Annotated in this window: 12 protein-coding genes; 6 read left to right on the top strand and 6 right to left on the bottom strand. The window is 58.1% G+C overall.

The features are described from left to right. The first annotated feature begins 166 nt into the window (after window positions 1-166). Entirely contained in the window at window positions 167-475 is a 309-nt protein-coding gene (locus FHT86_RS13605; RefSeq protein ID WP_208116652.1) for an MliC family protein, read from the top strand. A gap of 410 nt (window positions 476-885) precedes the next feature. Further along, entirely contained in the window at window positions 886-1986 is a 1101-nt protein-coding gene (locus FHT86_RS13600) for a heparin lyase I family protein (protein ID WP_133707338.1), read from the top strand. A 60-nt stretch (window positions 1987-2046) separates the two neighbouring features. Here the strand turns inward: FHT86_RS13600 and FHT86_RS13595 are convergent, their stop codons facing one another. Together FHT86_RS13595 and FHT86_RS13590 are read right to left on the bottom strand one after the other, a co-directional pair. Continuing rightward, the gene (locus FHT86_RS13595) at window positions 2047-3213 is read right to left on the bottom strand and encodes a M20 aminoacylase family protein (protein ID WP_133707337.1); all 1167 of its coding nucleotides are present in this window, start codon (window positions 3211-3213) and stop codon (window positions 2047-2049) included. A 215-nt stretch (window positions 3214-3428) separates the two neighbouring features. Next, window positions 3429-4349 carry an alpha/beta fold hydrolase gene (locus tag FHT86_RS13590; protein ID WP_133707336.1) on the bottom strand — a complete coding sequence of 307 codons (921 nt, stop codon included), beginning with the start codon at window positions 4347-4349 and terminating at the stop codon, window positions 3429-3431. A 166-nt stretch (window positions 4350-4515) separates the two neighbouring features. Between FHT86_RS13590 and FHT86_RS13585 the strand changes: the two genes are divergently transcribed. The 4 genes from FHT86_RS13585 (at window position 4516) to FHT86_RS13570 (ending at window position 9662) form a co-directional block, all read left to right on the top strand. Continuing rightward, window positions 4516-4986, top strand: a complete 471-nt coding sequence (locus tag FHT86_RS13585; protein WP_133707335.1) for a winged helix-turn-helix transcriptional regulator — start codon at window positions 4516-4518, stop codon at window positions 4984-4986. 221 nt (window positions 4987-5207) lie between these two features. After that, complete coding sequence (locus FHT86_RS13580; RefSeq protein WP_133707334.1) at window positions 5208-7313, top strand: bifunctional diguanylate cyclase/phosphodiesterase; 2106 nt, start codon at window positions 5208-5210, stop codon at window positions 7311-7313. 322 nt (window positions 7314-7635) lie between these two features. Then, window positions 7636-8898, top strand: coding sequence for an adenylate/guanylate cyclase domain-containing protein (locus tag FHT86_RS13575; protein ID WP_133707333.1), 1263 nt, complete (start codon window positions 7636-7638; stop codon window positions 8896-8898). A 245-nt stretch (window positions 8899-9143) separates the two neighbouring features. Then, window positions 9144-9662 (top strand): DUF992 domain-containing protein, encoded by a 519-nt coding sequence (locus FHT86_RS13570; protein ID WP_133707332.1) that lies wholly within the window; start codon window positions 9144-9146, stop codon window positions 9660-9662. Window positions 9663-9813: 151 nt separating this feature from the next. On the opposite strand, the gene FHT86_RS13565 is transcribed toward FHT86_RS13570, so the two are convergent. From FHT86_RS13565 to FHT86_RS13550, 4 genes are all read right to left on the bottom strand, one after another. Next, window positions 9814-12999 carry an adenylate/guanylate cyclase domain-containing protein gene (locus FHT86_RS13565; RefSeq protein ID WP_133707331.1) on the bottom strand — a complete coding sequence of 1062 codons (3186 nt, stop codon included), beginning with the start codon at window positions 12997-12999 and terminating at the stop codon, window positions 9814-9816. Between the two features lie 111 nt (window positions 13000-13110). Then, a complete protein-coding gene (locus FHT86_RS13560; protein WP_133707330.1) occupies window positions 13111-15198 on the bottom strand; it encodes a hypothetical protein in 2088 nt (695 codons plus the stop codon). Window positions 15199-15239: 41 nt separating this feature from the next. Continuing rightward, a complete protein-coding gene (locus FHT86_RS13555) occupies window positions 15240-15839 on the bottom strand; it encodes a nuclear transport factor 2 family protein (protein WP_133707329.1) in 600 nt (199 codons plus the stop codon). A gap of 85 nt (window positions 15840-15924) precedes the next feature. Next, window positions 15925-16947, bottom strand: a complete 1023-nt coding sequence (locus tag FHT86_RS13550; protein WP_133707328.1) for a hypothetical protein — start codon at window positions 16945-16947, stop codon at window positions 15925-15927. Window positions 16948-16979: the final 32 nt, after the last annotated feature.

Genomic DNA, 16979 nt, shown 5'->3' with positions numbered 1-16979 from the left:
CATACCGCAACTCTCCGCGCTTCGCGTCGAACGCAGGCCATAGTCGTTCGCGAGGAGAAATGAGACGACGCGCAAAACGCGCTGCGACGTGAGGCAAGGCTACTGTTCTCATCTTGTGCTAATGTCTGCGCTTTCCGACGCAACTTTCCGACGCAAGGAGATAGACGTGAGTAGGATCGGTATGGCGGTGTTTGGAGTGCCGGGCGCAGTGCTTTTGGCGGGCCTGGCCCCTGCTTTCGCGCAGGACCACGCGGGAGTGATCTATCGCTGCGACGACGGCACGACTTTAACCGCAAGCTTCGTGAAATCACCGAACGAGGTTTTGATTACGACAGGTGGGCGCAGCTTCCGCTTGCCGCAGGGGCTCTCCGGTTCTGGCGCGCGCTACACTGATGGCAGTGTGGTGTTCTGGATCAAGGGTGACAACGCGCAGCTGGAAGCGCCCGGCAGATCGACCAGCTGCCACGTGCGATAACTAGGAGCTTGAACTCAATAAAGAAGGAGCTTTCCGGGGGAGCGCGGTCAGTTGGCGACAGCCATGCCGGCCTGCACCTCGACGATCGCCTGGTTGACCAGGCCGATCGCGTTGACGCGGTGGCCTCCCTTGTTCGTCGCTCCTTTCTGCAGCGATAATTTCGCCGCCCGAAGGCTGGAGACAGGCGCATCCGCCCAAAGAAGACCGAATTCAACGGCTGTTACCCGACCTCTACCGACCTGCCGGTCTCATGCGAGAGCCGAATCGCAAACTGGCTTAACCGCAAGATCGACGTCCGCTGGTACAACGCAAAGACATCGGGGTCTTCGTCCTTTCGCTGCATTTCAATTGACGAAATTCTGTGTTTAAACCTTCTTCCAAGGTGCAATGCGTGCGTGTGGGGGACGAAGATGCGGCGTTTGACGCCTGTTGCTATGTTTCTTTCGATTTTTGTTGCAGTCACATCCAGCGCGTCGGCGGCCGAGCTTCTCTACGACGATTTCAGCTCGCCGGTGCTCGATCAGAATCAATGGTGTTCCTGTCAGATCGACAACAAAAATACGCCGGTGACATTTTCTGCCAATCCAGCCGACAAGAAGGATCATATTGCTGGAATTACCGTCAACGAATCCTCGCTCGGCGGCAAGAGGTGCGAACCCGCCTGCAGAGCGCCGAAGGAGATGCTGAGCGCGCAACACAACTTGGTGACCGACTTCAGCAGGCCGGAATTTCTCGGAACGAATTTCTTCGCGAAAGCGAAGCCGATATGGGCGCCGACGGCGGGCCAGCCAGATCCATATTGCAGCGAAGCTGCCTGGGACCGGGTCAAGGCAGCTCACCAGGAGAATGAATGCATTCAGCGTGAAGAGCTTCGCCTGCAAAAGCCGCTCTTTCGAAGGTCCGACGTGCCGCTCGTCTATTCCTTCCGGTTTCGCATGCCCAAAGAGGTTCTGAACGATAGGGATTCCATTCGCTGGATAACAGCGCAATGGAAACAGGAGCCGATCAACAGTCGGTATGAGCAGGAGTTCGAGGGCTGGTCGCCAAGCCCGTTTCTTGCCCAGCGCTATGACGACGGCATCCTGCATGTCACGGTTCAGGATGATATGTGCCGGTGCTTGATCGCGTCAGCGCCCGCGAAAGGAAGCAATCTCGTCTGGAAAAATGGCACGCCGCACTATTGCCAGTCCATCCGGCCGGAGGATAGCGGCGGCAAGGCTTGCGCGCCTGATTTGAAGGTGCAGTACGGGCGCAATCCCGTCCTGTCGACGCCGGCGGGGGAATGGGTCGAGATGCGCTATCGTGTGCAGGCCGGTCGTGACGGCAACGCATTCATCGAGATTCATCAGGACGGCAGGTTCATCGCCAGGATAACGGGCAAGATTGGCTACGATCCTGACCCACTATCTCCGCCGATGACCAAGTTTAAGATCGGCCAGTATCGCGACTATATTCCATCCTCGGACACGTTGGAGCTGGACTGGATCAAGATCGAGACCGCCCGGAAATAGGGCGCTGACTTTCCAGGCGTCGATCTGCTGTGGCCGAATGCTACCGCTCTCCGCGTTCAGCTACGACAGTTGTTGCGCAACCAGGGCGGCCCAATAATCGATGCCGTAGGCGATCGCACTATCATTGAAATCGTATGCCGGATTGTGGAGATCGGCGCTGTCGCCATTGCCGAGCCAGATAATCGCGCCAGGCCGCTTTTCGAGCATGTAGGAAAAATCCTCCGAGCCCATCGTCATCGGCCAGTTGCCATCGACGCGCTCCGCGCCGACGATGCTCTCGGCGGCGGCGATCGCGACCGAGGTCTTCTCGGCATTGTTGACGGTCACCGGATACCCAGGGCGCCAATCGATTTCGGCCTGCGCGTCGTAGAGCTTCGCCGTCCCCACGACCACGTCGCGAAACCGTTGCTCGACGGCCCGGCGTGTCGCCGGCAGCATCGTCCGGATCGTGCCGCCGATTTCAACCGCGGGAGGGATGACATTCAGCGCTTTCCGATCACCGCCGCTGATGAAGGTGACGGAGACGACGACCGGATCGAACGGATCGGTAAAGCGCGATGTGATCGACTGGAGCGCGACGATGACATGCGAAGCGACAAGCACCGGGTCGCGGGCAAGATGTGGCGAAGCCGCGTGACCGCCCCGCCCGTTGATGGTGATGACGAAGCGATCGCCTGCTGCCATCATCGGGCCACTGCGGATAGCGAACGAACCGACGGCAAGCCCCGGCTGATTGTGCATGCCATAGACTTCATCGATGCCAAAGCGATCGAGCAGTCCTTCTTCCAGCATCACGCGCCCGCCGCCGCCGCCCTCCTCCGCCGGTTGGAAGATCAGAACGATCTTGCCGGCGAAATTGCGATCGGCGGTAAAGCGCTTGGCGGCCCCAAGGAGAATGGCGGTATGGCCGTCATGTCCGCAAGCATGCATCATGTTCGGCACTTTCGATGCATGGGGCAGGTTCGTCTGTTCCGACATCGGCAGTGCATCCATGTCGCAGCGAAGCGCAATCGTCTTGCCGTCGCCCCGGTTGCCCGCAATCACCGCCACGACGCCTGATTTGGCGATCCCGGTCACCACCTCGTCGCAGCCGAAGGCCTTCAACTTCTCCGCCACCATTGCCGACGTGCGCGGCAGGTCAAACAGCAGTTCCGGATATTGGTGAATCTCGCGGCGCCATTTTTTGGCCTCGTTTGCGATGATCCGCGATGTTTCGGACGGGTTCATGAATCGCCTCCTTGGGATGCTCTATTGCTTGCGTTCGGATCGCCGCCGCCGAAACGGAGAACGGCCCGGATCTACCTTCGACATAGCCCTGAGCAGCATGCCGGTATAGTCACATTTACGGTCAGTCGAACATATGCGCGCCCTTCTTCGCGAAAAGACGATAGATCCAGCAAAGGTGCAGACGCAATTTGACTTTCGAACAGCAAGCCGCTGATCTAGGTCCGTCGGATAAATTCCGTGATGAGAGCCGCGATCGCTTCCGGCGAATCCTCCAGGCAATAGTGACCGACGCCCGCCAGGCGATGGACCGGAGCGGCCGGGAAAAGCTCGGCAAACAGCGGCAGGAAATGCTCCGCGTGGAGCGTGCGGTCCGCCTCACCCCAAATGGCAAGAGCGGGCCTGGCACGGATCGCGCGGTCGGCGGCCGCGTCAGGTATCTCAAATCTATGCGCGTTCGTAGCAAAGCCCTTGGCCCAGCCAATCGCACCGAGACAATCCGCCGGGCGTGCGAAGGGCGCGGCATAAGCAGCGAGCCATGTATCGGTGATGAGCGTGTTGTTCTCAAAACCATTGAGCTTAAGTGTGCTCAGCATGTTGAAGTTGAGTTGACCGAGCACTGCTTCAAGGCTGCCGTCCGCTTCCGATTTCACGATCCATTGGAACCAGGGCGAGACGGCGGCATTCGCCATCGCCCGTTCGATAAGATCGGCTTGGCCGAACGGCGTTGGTCCGTTGGTGGCAATCACGCGACGAATGCGATGGGGATGGCGGGCGGCAAGCCCCATGCCCATCGGACCGCCGAAGTCATGCATGACGAGGGTGATGTCGTTGAGATCGAGCGAAAGGACAAAGCGCTCCAGATTGTCGATGTGATCCTGCAGCCAATAGCTGCGGTCCTGCGGCGTCTCGCTCTTGCCGAAACCCATATGGTCGGGAACGACCACTCGATAAGTGCTGCGCAGCGCCGAGGTCAGATGCCGGAAGAGGTATCCCCAAGTGGGCTCGCCGTGAAGGCATAACACGACCTCGGCCTCACGCGGCCCCTCATCGACGTAGTGCATCCGGAAACCGGGAGCGCCGGTGAAATGTGGTGAAAACGGGAAGGTGCCGCCGAAGGTCGCGTCTGATTGAACCATGGATATCTCCTCTTTTCGCGTATGGTTCGCGTATGGTTTCAAATTAAAACCACTTACTTCATATCGATTGAAGTTTCAAATTGCAACCACTATGGTGGAGATGAAATGATCCCGGCCGGTTTCGGCGGGCGACGTGGGTGACATGCAGCAAAGGAGTGAGGTCGCGATGGTCAAAAGAATAAGCCACAAGAATTCGAGTTGTGGCGTTGCCAGACCGTTGGATGCGATCGGTGACGGGTGGACGTTATTGATCGTCCGCGATGCCTTCGACGGCCTGCGGCGGTTCGGAGAATTCCAGAAGAGCCTGGGGCTCGCGAAGAATATCCTTGCGGCCCGCCTGCGCAACCTCATCGCTCATGGCATCATGGACGCTGTCCCAGCGTCAGACGGCAGTCCCTATCAGGAATACGTGCTGACAAAAAAGGGGCGCGGTCTCTTTCCATTGCTGGTCGCCATTAGGCAGTGGGGCGAGGACTTTTTCTTCGAGCCCGACGAAGCTCACGTTCTTCTGGTCGACAGGATGCGGGGCCTTCCCGTACAAAAACTGGAGCTTCGCTCCCAGGATGGGCGCGTGCTGGGACCAGAGGATACCGTTGTGCATCCCGTTCGGGAGCCGACAGCCAGCGAGGAAAAATAAAGCCTCAGTAGAGGCGAGCAACCATATATCGTTTCGTTCCGCCGAGAGACCAGCGGTTCGCCAAAAGGCAGGCGGTGAAAATCGAACCAGGCCAATTCAGAGCCGAGCCGAGCGCAGGGCGCCGCGGCATCCTAACTGCTGACTGTCTTCACTAGAATTAAAGAAACGGAAATTAGAGAATAAAGCTAAACGCACTTTTGCGTCTTGAAAGCTATTAGACGATGATGACCGTATTGGGCTGTATAGTCGGCAAACATAATATCTGGCTGGTGCTCGTAGCAGCAGTTGTATGCATCGCGGGCTCCTGGGTCATCATCCGCTTGTTCGACCGGGCGGCCAGCACGACAGGTGCACAGCGGATCGGATGGCATCTTCTGACGACGGTCGCGGCTGGCTCCGCGATCTGGTGCACGCACTTCATAGCGATGCTGGCCTATTATCCGGATGTGCCTGTAAGCTTCGATCCGGTCATGACCATTGTGTCGCTATTGATCGCCATGGTCGGTGTTCAACTGGGCCTTATCGTGGCGGCAAGCGGTCTCACGCGGCTGGCACCGGCCGTAGGAGGCGGTATCGTCGGACTTGCGATTGTCGCGATGCACTATACCGGCATGATGGCCTACCGCGTGCAAGGTATCGTCTCGTGGGACAGGCCCTACCTTGTAGCGTCGATCTTCCTCTCTGTCGTGTTTTCTGGCTTGGCCCTGCATTTCGCGATGCGCCGTGTCTCTCGGATCGATAAATATACTGCGACGGGCGTTCTCGTTCTGGCGATCGTCAGCCTGCATTTCACTGGAATGACGGCGTTCCGCGTTTCGCCAATGCTGATCGACGGTTCGTTTTCGGATCCAGCCGCTCTGCAGGCGCTCGCACTGGCCGTCGCCGGGGTTGCGTTGATCATCGTCGGTGCAGGGCTTGCCAGCTATCTCATCGATAACAGCATGCGCGCGGAATCGTATGAACGACTTCGGCACATGGCCATGAATGATAACTTGACCAGCCTCCCGAACAGGGCGAGCTTCAACGATTATCTCGATCATGAACTTCGTATTGCCGAAGAAACGGGAGACAAGGTTGCTCTGATTGGCATTGATCTCGACCGCTTCAAAGAGATCAACGATCTTCGCGGCCATGCCGCCGGCGACGAGGTGCTGAAGATCCTCGCGCGGCGCATGAGCAATCTTCTCAGTGATGGCGAGTTCGCCGCCCGGCTCGGCGGTGATGAATTTGCTGCCGTTTACCGCATGCAGCACCAGGCGGGCCTTGCCGATTTTCTGGCGCGTCTCGAAGCGGCTCTCTTCAAGCCCATTCGCATCGATGATTATGAGGTTGTCCCGGGAGCCAGCCTTGGCGTTGCCCTCTACCCCGATAATGCCGACAGCAAAGAGGCGTTGATCAACAACGCAGATCTCGCCATGTACCGCGCCAAGACGGACATCATGCGAGCGGTTTGCTTCTACGAGCAATCAATGGATGAAACCGTCAGAGCTCGCAGGACGCTGGCAAGCGAGCTTCGGCAAGCAATCGAAAACAACCAGTTGGATATTCACTACCAGGTGCAGACGTCCATCTCGACCGGCGAAGTCTGCGGATATGAGGCCCTGCTTCGCTGGGAGCATGCGCAACATGGATTCATTCCACCTGCCGAGTTCATCCCACTGGCGGAGGAAAATGGCCTGATCCAGCAAATGGGGGAATGGGTGCTGCGAACCGCCTGCGCCAGGGCCGCGTCATGGGAACCTCCCTATAAGGTTGCCGTCAATCTTTCTCCGGTTCAATTCGCGCACACCGATCTGCCGAAGCTCGTCCTCGAAATCCTGATTGAAACAGGACTGCCAGCAGATCGACTGGAACTGGAACTGACGGAATCGACCATCTTCGCCGATCGGGAGCGCTCGCTGCATATGTTGCGCCGGATCAAGGCGCTCGGCGTCAGCATTGCTCTTGACGATTTCGGTACAGGGTATTCCTCGCTCGACACGCTGCGATCCTTCCCCTTCGACAAGATCAAGCTCGATCGCTCCTTCATGAGCGAAATCGAATCCAGTCCGCAGGCCAAGGCGATCATTCGCGCTGTGCTGGCTCTCGGCAAGAGCCTGGATATTCCAGTACTGGCCGAAGGCATCGAGACGCAGGGCCAACTTACGCTTTTGAGCACGGAAGGCTGTGATGAAGCACAGGGTTATTTGCTGGGCCGCCCAGTACCTCTGGACCAGATCGTCACTAGCGGCCAGATCAGGCTGACGGGCTCGGAGCTTTTGGGAAGGACAGCCACGACAATGCATCCGGAGGAACCGGCGGTTCATTCTGCCGCCCGTTCGGGCTGACCTGCTCCTTGCCTCGGAGAGAAAGACAAAGGCTCTCTGAAAAATCCGTTATCTCTCTCGTTGCGGGAGAGTCTGAGGCCGCGCGGCCTAAATTGCGAAAAGCGGCCACATAGGTCGACCACCTCACTCTTAACAAAGGCAAAGGTCGATCCTATCTGCCTTTGAACGCGCGGAGCGAAGGGCACATAGCTTCGCGCGCCGGTTTACAAAATCGGTCGTCGAGGCCGATTGTCGTTCCAGAGAAACGACAATCGGCGTATATTTACGCTTCGGCGCGGACCATCGCGCGTCAAAAAGATTAAGTATTCGTGGGGTATGGGCAATGCAATTTTCACCGGAGGCGACGGCCGGCTCGCATGGCGAAAGCGACGGGATATGGCCGACAAAACGGAGCAAGATCCTCGATTGGCTGGTGCATGACACCCGCAACGAACGCTTCATTGACAATATTCTCGTGGACTTGTGCGTGAGATTGCGAGCAGCCGGTGTGCCCGTTGCAAGGGCGACGTTGCATTTCAGAACGCTTCATCCGCAGTGGCTTGGCGCACGCATCCTCTGGCGCGTCGGCCTTGAGGAGGCCAATATCAGCACCTTCAGCTATGGCGTCGAGACGACGCCGCAGTTTCTGGCAAGCCCGATCAACGAGATCTTCAATGGTGCCGACGAGGTCCGCCAGAACCTTGAAGATCTGAATGCCGCCGATCGGCCGGCCTACCCGCTCTATGAGGATATGCATGCCGAAGGATTGACCGACTATATCGCATGGCCGATCTACCACACGCTCGGCAAGCGCCACATCGTCACCTTTGCCGCCGACGCGCCGGGCGGTTTCACCGAAGAGCATGTCATCTTCCTGAAGGATCTCCTGCCAGCGCTGACGCTGGTGAGCGAGATCAGACTGAAGAACGTCCTGGCGCGGACGCTTCTGCGCACCTATGTGGGACCGCATGCCAGCGAGCAGATCCTTGCCGGTGCAACCACCCGCGGCAGCGGCACCACCGTCGGCGCAGCGATCCTCATCTGCGATCTGCGCGACTTCACGACGATTTCGGATATGTGGCCGCGCGACGACGTTATCGAGCTTCTAAACGGCTATTTCGACGCGATGTCGGAGCCGATCGAGAAACATGGCGGCGAGATCCTCAAATTCATGGGTGACGGACTGCTGGCGATTTTTCCGCTGAGCAACCCCATGGCTTGCGCCAATCTTCTGCAAGCGATCAGCGAAGCGGAGGCCGCGGTCAGCGTGCTGAACGAAGAGAACAGCCGCAATGGCCACGAGGTGCTGCGCTACGGCGTCGGCGTGCATGTCGGTGACGTGATGTATGGCAATATCGGATCGCGAACCCGCCTCGACTTCACGGTCATCGGGCCGGCCGTCAATGTCGCGTCGCGCCTGGAGACGCTGACCAAGGAGGTTAAGCGGCCGGTGTTGTTGTCCAAGGCCTTCGTTGAAATGGCAGGCTGTGAAATCGAGATGGAAAGCTTGGGCGCCTTCCCTCTCAAGGGCCTCGGCGAACCCGTCGACGTCTTCGCCTTCGCAACCAATGGCAAAGGCATGGCGCATCACAAAGCCCGATCCTGATACCCGCGGCCGGGGTTCACGCTCGATCGGATGTCGGACGTTGGGGTGTAATGAAGCTGATCGAAAAAGTGAAGCATTGACGGGCTGTTGTCTCCTGCGAGAGAGCTTATATTAGTCGGGATAGCGATGATAGCCGCCTCAATTCTGTGGGATCGTTCTGCGATGACAGACGTTAGTGAGAGCCGACTTTAATGGCTTGAAGAGTGGGTGCCCTACACCCCGACACTCTGACAAGGAGAGAAAAGATGAAAAAATTACTCACCACGGCATTTTCAGCGGCGTCATTGCTCGTCACCGGCGCGGCGGTGGCGCGCGCGGCCGATTTGCAGCCAGCCTACGTTGAACCGGACCAGCGCAACGGCGTGAAAATCGGCTATCTTATTTGCGACGTCGGTGGCGGTGTCGGCTATCTGCTCGGATCGGCCAAGGAAGTCGATTGTGTGTTCCGCTCGAGCGTCGGAAAGGAGCGCATAGACCATTATAGCGGTGCGATCAGAAAATTGGGCGTCGATCTGGGCTTTACGACCCGCAGCCGGCTTGTCTGGCTCGTCTTTGCTCCGACAGCCGGCTATCATCATGGAGCGTTGAGTGGCCTTTATACGGGCGTTACCGCCGAGGCGACCCTTGGTGCGGGCGTTGGTGCCAACATTCTTCTCGGGGGTAGCTCCGGCTCCGTCCATCTCCAGTTGGTCAGCGTGACGGGCCAGCTCGGGCTCAATGTCGCCGCTACCGGCACGTCGGTGACGCTGACCACGATAGACTGAGCATATCTCCATTGCCATTTCCGCCATGGGCGCGCATTGCTCCAAAAGAGGGCACGCCCATGGGGGTTGGCGGATGTAGCTAGGCCGCGGACGTTTCGAAAAGCGCCCCCAGTCCGTGCTCCCCCACTTGTTTAGGGACGATCAATAAACCTCAAGCACCTGGCTTTTGCGTTTTCGATCCCTGGATACGATGGAGGGTTTTCGCCGCCTTCATTTCCCAAGCATGTGCTTCCTGTCGGCGGGCGAATTCAATGGCTTTGGACAAACAGCTCTCCGCCTCGTCCTGCGCTGAATTTGCGCGTGATAACGCTTCGCCTTTCAAGCGCAACAGCTCGGCTGTGAAATAGTTCTCGCCGGTATTGGCGACCAGTTCCAGGGCTTGGTTTAGGGTCGCGAAGCAGGCATCAAGATCCCCCGATTGCAGATAGCAATCGGCAAGCAAGCCGAGATAGCAGGACTTGTCGGTCTGCTGCTCTCCGAGGTTATCGCACGTATGTCGCATCTTTGCGAGGCCGGACAGGTTGTTGTCCAGTCGCACCATTAGCCATCCCTGGAAAAAGGAAGCCATGTTCTGCCACATGCGAAAGCCGTTCTCTTCGGCGAGAACGGCTAGCTCTTCGACCATGCGGCGCAGCGGATTAATGTCTTCCCGAAATGCATGCAGAATACAGCCGTTGCCAAGATAGGCCGCAAGCCTATAGGCGGAATGCCGCCGCGCATCGGCTTCGGCGTCGCGATATAATTCGATGGCTGCCTGATCCAGGCCGATCAGTTGCAAAGTCCATGCAAGATAGGACATCGCCATGCTTGGGAAATCGCTGCCGATCTCATCGGCATGTTCGACGTGGAGAAGTGCTGCCTCGAGGTATTCGCGGGCCTGGGTGAACTGGCCCTGTGCAAAGAGGCTCATACCCTTGAATTGCATTCCGAGAACCGCTGCCTTCAGGCTGTCCCGGTTTCTGCCGATATCGATAAGCTGGTCGCTTGCCCAGAGTGCATCTGCAAAGCGGGCGGAGTTGAAGGCCGTTCCGAAGATGCCGTCGAGCGCGCGTATCGGCGCTTGGGTATCCCCCAGTTTTTCGCTGAGCCGCAGGACATTGCGGTAGGCTGCGCCACCTCCGGCGGTCACATAACCGAACGTGGCGTAAAGCACGTCGCCGCGCTCCAGTTCGAGACGAAGCTCTTTGCGATCGCGCTCGGCCGAAGGCGGCAGTTTGGCTAGGCACTCGAGGCCGTTCGCCAACATGTTCGCAGCCTCCACCTTGGCCCATGTCTTGCCGACATTAAGCCCTGCGGCCAGCCAGCAATCGGCGGCTCGCTCGAACAACCCCGCTTCAGCAAAATGCTGCGCCAGGACTTCGGGATGTTCTGCCGCAAGCTTCGGATGGACCAGCTCGATTGCCTCTGCGACTTGACCATGAAGCTCGCGGCATCGTTCGCGCAACAAGGTGTCGCGCGCAGATTCCTGCAAAAGTGAGTGCGCAAATGCGTAGTTCTGGCCGCCCGCTGCTGGCTGTCGGATAACTATATCCGATTCGACGAGCCTCCGAAGTGTTGGATCGAGGGCGAGTGGCGTGACACCGCAAAGGTGAGCGACGAGTTTTGCGTCAAATTCACGTCCCACCACGGCCGCAATCTGGGCGACTGCCTTCGCCGGGCCGATCTTGTCGAGGCGCGAAAGCAGTGACGATTGAAGGGAGCTAGGCACCGCGAGTGTCGATGTCCGCGGATCCGGCAGTTCGCTGTCGGCGGAGGGGTCCATCGCCAGCACCGCACGGGTAAGTTCCTCGACAAAAAGTGGAACGCCTTCCGCCTTGGCCAAAAGCGACAGGCTCGTCTCGTTGGACAGGTTTTTGTCCTGGTCAATATAGCGAACGAGCATTTCGGCTTCATCGCGATTGAGCCTCTCCAAGCCTATCTTGGACAAAGTCTCTGGTTCCGTGCCGTTGCTGAGCGATCTCTCGCGTGAGGTGATCAGGATCAGCATCGGAAACGAGACGGCCTCTCCAATGAGCATTCCGACAACTTCGCGCGACGAAGGGTCGATCCAATGCTCGTCTTCGATCAACAGCAGAACCGGGCTGATCCGAGAAACATGATGAAGCCAGTCGGTCAGGAACTTGTGCGATATGTCGCGCTGGCGCACTGCAGTCAAATCGGTAGCCGGATAACGTGTCTGGTCCATGGATAGCAGATCGGCGAAAATAGGCAGAGATTGGGAAATCGGAACCTCGCTGAGAGCGAGCACGGCCTCGAGTTTATCCAAGGATACGTCCGGCGAATCGTCGGCATTAATACCGGCGTAACGCTTGAGCAGGCTAAGGAATGGGAAGAGCGCGCTGTTTGAATAGGCGCTGGAACACTGAATCGTCAGCACCGTGCATTGCGGGATCTGTCGCTGAACCTCGAAAACCAGCCGCGATTTGCCAATTCCGGGTTCACCCGTGATCAAGAGCGCTTGGCCGCGATTCTCGGAAATCACCTCGCGCCACAGCCTGAGGACGCGCCTCATTTCCTCCTGGCGATCAACAAGCTCCGTCAACCGTGTTCTCTTTGCAAAACGATTTTCCAGGTTTTTGGCCTTCTCGGCGCGCCAGATATGCAGCGGCGAGAAAAAGCCCTTGAGAGTTTGCAGCCCAAGATCCGCAAACTCGAATGCGCCTGCCGCACTCTCATAGGTCTTTAGATCGGTCAGTATCGTCTGCGGTTCAGCCAGCGTTTGCAGCCTCTGGGCCAGATTCGGGATCGAACCGAGGGCGACGGTCGAGACGCCCGCGGGCGCTCCCACGAAATCTCCGACCACCACCAATCCGCTCGCTATGCCGATCCGGACCCGCAAGGGCGGCCCACGCGGCACTTCGATCTGCGGGACGATCCGCAAAATATCGAAGGCAAGCCGTAGCGCTCGTTCGCCGTCGTCTTCTTCGGCGATCGGATATCCGAACAGGGCCTGGAACGCGTCGCCGATATAGTTTGCAGTGATGCCGTTATGACTTTTCACAGCCCGCGTGCAGGCCGCCAGATAGGTTTGGGTGAGCTTCGTGAAATCCTCCGGATCGAGCTGGTTTGCGTATTCGGTCGACCCGACGAGATCGCAGAACAATATCGTCAACTGCCGGCGTTCGATGGTCTGCGACGACAGCGCGTGACCATGTTCACTGTTCAGCAGTTTGATACCAGCCAGGATCTTTCGGCGTGGGCCGAGAGGAATCTGCATCTCTTGCAGGTCCTCTTCGGAAAGGAGACGGAGGCTCTCGAAATCTATCTGGTTCTTGGCGAATATACTGGCGAGATGATCGAGCCTCAGTTCGCTCAGCCATTTCCTTACATCGTCCATGCGCCCCCCACCGAAACGGTGCATGTCTTTACCACTTTGCCTTTGCGTATCCCCATACAGAGCTTAGCATTTTTAATCATAGGTTCATAAGGTATTTAGAATATAAAAACGTCACGGCTGGTCACACCGAATATCGGCATAAAGCAGATAGCTCTCGTCCGCATATTTGATGTCGCTTTGATCGAAACAGAACCGTTTTGGCAGGATGCGTGCAAGATAGCGTCTGTTGCACATGGCCGGCAGGTCTGCCCTGAATTCACGCGGGGTCGCGGCAGGCGTCGGGTCGGTAAATTGCTTGTGGCCAAAGTAGGACATGTTGCCAACGAACATCGCTGCTCCGGAGGTACCAACGGAGCCGACGACGGGATCGAACTTATCGTCTCTGGCTTCCATTGCTGTCGGATAGTCGCTTGCCAAGGGAGCTTTCCCCGACGGCGGGATAGGGGTTGATTTAATCGCGATGTTGAACCGAACGTCATCCCGCTGCGGGACGCGGCCGTAATCGTTGAGGTAGCGCCAATTCAGACGAAGGACACGATCTGCGCCGGCTTCCTGCGCGGGCATCGGCAGCACCTCGGACGAGATGTCAGTGGGTTGAGAACCGTCTCCGCCTGATTGTCTGCCAGGGGCAGGGCAGGCCGTGAAGAGTGGACGATAGCCACACTCTCCTCCTCCTGCCTCCCAAATGCAGTTGCTCAATTGCCGCCAATCGTCTTCGCCGATCTCCCCCCCTGGTGCAGCAATGTTGCCGCCATCGCGAGGTACCATCCACGGATGGATCTTGCCTGGCCCCGACCGGCGAGCCCACTCCGTCCGGTGCGCATTGATTTCGCTAAGTTTTTGCCGCTCGGCCCGAACGCCAACGACCTGTGCCCAGCTCGGGTTCGTGACCACTGGATCTCGGCCTGCGGCATCTGCCGCAAGGCGTTGCCCGGTAACCTGCGTCGTCAGCGTATGACATTCCGTGCAGTTCCCTGAGGGATCCAGGACCGTTTTCGCGCGGGCGAGATCAGCGGCATAGGTTGCGGTATACGCCGAACCGATGACACGAAATGGCAATCGTTCGTCGTGCGTCGTCTTCGGGATATAGTCACCGAGGCTGAAGGCAGCGGCCCTTTCGCCCTTTGCTCCGCCATGATATCCGATCCTTGCCTGGCCGATATGGGGGTCGATGACATAGGGGCTCTTGTTGTCGTGGCATGCGGAACACTGGATTTGGAATGTCGGGTCGTAAAGCCTGGCGGCTGCCGCGCGGCCATTGACGTCGGCATAGGAACGGCCACCTGGAGGCGTGAATGTCTGCGTCCAGTTGAAGTCGTGCCGATCCTTGCCTCCGTCAAAGAAGACGATTTCTCCACTCTGCCGATTAAAGCCGATGATCCCGAGCCGAGCGAATGTCGGATTTTCCTTCTGCCAGTAAGGTTCCGGATCGATTTCAAGATGCGGGCTGGATTTCCGGCAGAGTGAGACCCATTCCACGCTTCCTGTCGCCTTACGGCTTACGCGTGAATTCATGCCGCAATAGGTAACGTTTCCAGCGAGCGAAGGCTTGTCGCAGCTGGCGATCTCGGTGCTCCACCTGACGACATTGCCGGCGGTGTCCCGATGTTCGAATTGCAGAGGACTTCCGACGATACTCGGGTTTGGTTTCAGGTCGACGATATCTCCGTCGATTTCCAAGGGTATAACCTTTGCTTCACCCTCGCTGCAATCGATATCCGGGATGGGGCCCAAAACGGATCGTGCCTCGTCGCCGAATCTGGTGATGGTGTCGGTGCTCGCAGAGGCCGGCTCCCAGAGAAAGTCGCCGTTCCATCGGTTGGCGATCTCCGCGAAGGACATCGCCTCGGCCGCCGGTGCGGTGACGCTCACGACCTTGATCTCGGTCTGGTCGATGTTCACCCGGAGCTGGGCCAGATGCCGGCAGCGTTGGAAGGCCTTCAGATCGTCGACATAACGGCGATGTGCTGCATCGTCAGGAAGCGCTTCTGCGAGTGGTCCCGGCGGACGAACAGGCGCGACGCAGCCCGTCAGCCTGTCGCAACGATCATTGTCCATGCATTCAGATGTATCGGCAACGACGGTGCGGAGGCGACGGACTTGGCCCGCATCGACGACGACCCACGCAGACAAGGCGGCGCCGGATAGCAGTAGGGTTACGACAAGCAAAACGAGCGATGCAGAAGCAACAGACCGCATCAGTTACTCCGAGCTTCCCGGGCCGCGGACCGTAATCACTTTCAACGGGCCCTCAGAGCGATCTTTGGTCCATCCGGGATCAACACGATCATCGCGAATTTCCAAAGGCCGGCATCTCTCTTGAACATGGTTACGAGCGTCGCGGTATAGTCGAGCACGGGTGTCTCGATCCCGGTGAATTGTATGGTTACCGCAATAGTCGACTTGCCCTCGACCGTGTCGTTATCCACCAGGTGGAGAAGGGTGTTGCTTTCGATATGTCGTCTCCGACTGGTCTCTCCCATCAGAGAGTTTATCTGCCTGAGATGTTCGATCAGCTGTGCCTTGCCGGTGGTCTTTTCTAGTTGGACGCGCCCCGCGTCGCACAACTCATAAGACACGCTGTCAAGCAGCATGGCGTCCACGCCTTGATCGCTCGCGTCGTCCAGCGCCCAATTGTAGCGATGTAAGAGATCCATGATCTCTTGCCGATCGGTTGGTGGAGGATTTACCACAGCGCGAAGATAGTCCGGTCTAAGCAGGAAGTTGCACTGTGGGGTTTGTGCTTCTGCTGTGCCCATCAATGCAAGCCCGGCACCTATGCCGAGCGCCAATCCTGCCAGTTGCGAACGCGCTGAGTATTTTTTGCTCACGGATGCCATGCTTTACCCCCACCAGTGAAGAAACATATGCGTCAGGCGAAGAAGCAATTTATGCTTGTATCAAAGCCGTGGTCGAAGCCGTTCCTTAGACAATCGCAGGCGGCGGAAGAATCTTCCGGCGGACGAATACGTTTTGGAAGACTTGTTGGACAGCCGGACCGCGGCCGGGACCGGGACCGAGGCTTGCCGTCACCATAGCTCCAGCGATGCTTGCATAGAAACCAGGCACAAGGGGCGCTTGCCCTAAAGCTTCGACCAGAATGTCTCGCATATCACAGCTGACCTGCTGCAAATCCTGAGGTGTAGGCGGATTGTTGCCTGTCTTGAGTGCAAGCATACCGGCGAGCACCTCGAAGAAAGCGCCGGTGAACACCCTGGAAAAGGAGTGCGGATTGGCCGCGACCGTGCCAGGCGGGCCTGCAGCGGTCAGCCCGGCAGGGTTGCTATAGGGATGGTCATTCCACGCATTGCGCAGGCAATCGGCATCGGCCAGATTCGGGTTCTCCATGCGCAGGGCGGCACCGAACTGCGGGGCTATTCGCGACAGGCTCGAGCTACTCCAGAAGTTCTGGCCGGTTTCTCCGATAACAGCAGAGCAAAACGTGGGGATCTGCAATGCGCAGAGTATGGCGCTCATGTCCCCGAAGGATTCATGGAAGGCGTCAGTCTCCAAAAGACCTCTGTTGAACAAATCAGGACGGATGGCATCCAGAACGGCGTGACCGAGTTCGTGACAAAGCAGATCAGGACTTGCGCCGGAATAGACGACGACGGCCAGGTTTCCGTTAGGCGAGCCGTGATAGAAATTCAACGCCTGCCCGTCATATTTGGATTGCAGAGCCACCCCTCGATCGAGGTAGACGTCGAGTATCGCACTGCCATTCCACTCGACCGGCGGCTGCATGCTCGCAGCCCAGAAGTCCGCAGCTCTCCTTAAAGTTGCCGCAGCATTCCAGTAACGGAATTCCGCGGTTGCCGGGTTGCTGCTATAAGGAGGGGCGGCAGGGAAATTAAAAGCCAACGGCAGTTTACCGACGTCAGGTATCGGGGCGGTCGTGAGCCCGCCCACGGCAGGATCTTTTTCCCAGACGGTGATTGAGCCAGGCATAAGTCCCTCCCTCTCGGACCGCCCCCAAAAGG

It is taken from the genome of Rhizobium sp. BK313, from assembly GCF_014193655.1.
GTDB lineage: Bacteria > Pseudomonadota > Alphaproteobacteria > Rhizobiales > Rhizobiaceae > Rhizobium.
The sequence above is the reverse complement of the archived record's forward strand: the minus strand, read 5'-3'. Positions and strand labels throughout refer to the sequence as shown.